Genomic DNA, 1,310 nt, shown 5'->3' on the forward strand with positions numbered 1-1,310 from the left:
CTTCGGGCGGCAGGGCGCAGCCGGCCGCGAGCAGCGCGCCGAGCAGCGCGCCGAGCAGCGCGCCGATCTTCCACGGGAGGTTGGCTGGGCTGGAGGTCGATGGGTCGGGCATGCGAAACAGAAAAAAGGACGTCGCGCGATCGGGCTTCGCTACTGCGAGGCCAGCGCCACCACCGGATCGAGCCGCGCCGCGTGGCGCGCGGGCATGAAGCCGAACACCAGGCCGGTCAGCACCGCACAGCCGAAAGCGCCGAGCACCGCCAGCGGCGAGAACAGCACCGGCACGCTAGCCAGCATCAGCGCCGCCACAACGAGCAGGCCGACCGCGACACCGACCGAACCGCCGACGGCGGTCACCAGCACGGCCTCGGTCATGAACTGGCGCTGGATGTCGGTCTGGCGCGCGCCGGTGGCCATGCGGATGCCGACCTCGCGCGTGCGCTCGCGCACGGTCATCAGCATTACGTTCATCACGCCGATGCCGCCGACCACCAGCGAGATCGCCGCGATCAGGCCCAGCATCAGGGTCATCGCGCGCGCGGTCTCGGACTGCGCCCGGATCGCCTCGACGCGGTTCCAGACCTGCACGTCGTTGACACGGCGGCGCGCGGCCAGGCTGGACTCGATCGCGCTGGCCGTCGCGATGGCACGTTCCATGTCGCGGACCTGGACGCCGATCCAGGTCGGATTCGCATGGCCGGCCAGCCGCGCGGCGGCGGCGGAGAACGGCACGATGATGCGGTTGTCTTGATCCTCGCCGTCGGTGGTGCCCTTGGCGGCCAGCACGCCGATCACCTCGAACGGCACCTTCTCGATCAACACGTTCTGGCCGATCGGGTTGCTGCCGTCGGCGAACAGCGCCTTGCGCACCGTCTGGCCGATCACAGCGACCTTGGCGACGCTGCGCTCGTCCTGCGCATCGAACATCTGACCCTCGCTCACGGCCCAGCCGAGCACGCGCGAGAAGTCGACCGTGGTGCCGCCGCTCTCGGTGGCGAGATCGACGTTGCCGCGGCGCGCGACCACCCGGTCCTCGATGTACGGCGCGACGGCCTCGACGTTGGGCAGCTCGCGCACGATGTCGACGTCGGCCAGCGTGAGCGGGGTGGTCGGCGAACGGCTGCTGCCCTCGCGCGCTGCCATGTACATGGTGCGCACGCCGAAGGTCTCGAACTGCGCGAGCACCTTCTTCTGCGAACCGCCGCCGACCGCGAGCATCGCGATCACCGAGGCGACGCCGATCACGATGCCCAGCAGCGTGAGGCCGGTGCGGAAGCGGTTGATCCACATCACGCGCCAGGCGGCGCGCG

Annotated in this window: 1 protein-coding gene; it reads right to left on the bottom strand. The window is 70.5% G+C overall.

All coding sequences use genetic code 11. The features are described 5' to 3' along the window. Positions 1–150 precede the first annotated feature (150 nt). A partial coding sequence (locus tag AC27VN_RS41660; protein ID WP_490880538.1) for an ABC transporter permease occupies positions 151–1,310 on the bottom strand: 1,160 nt, incomplete at its 5' end.

The sequence above is a fragment of the Variovorax sp. 20P10.2.4 genome (assembly GCF_058244205.1).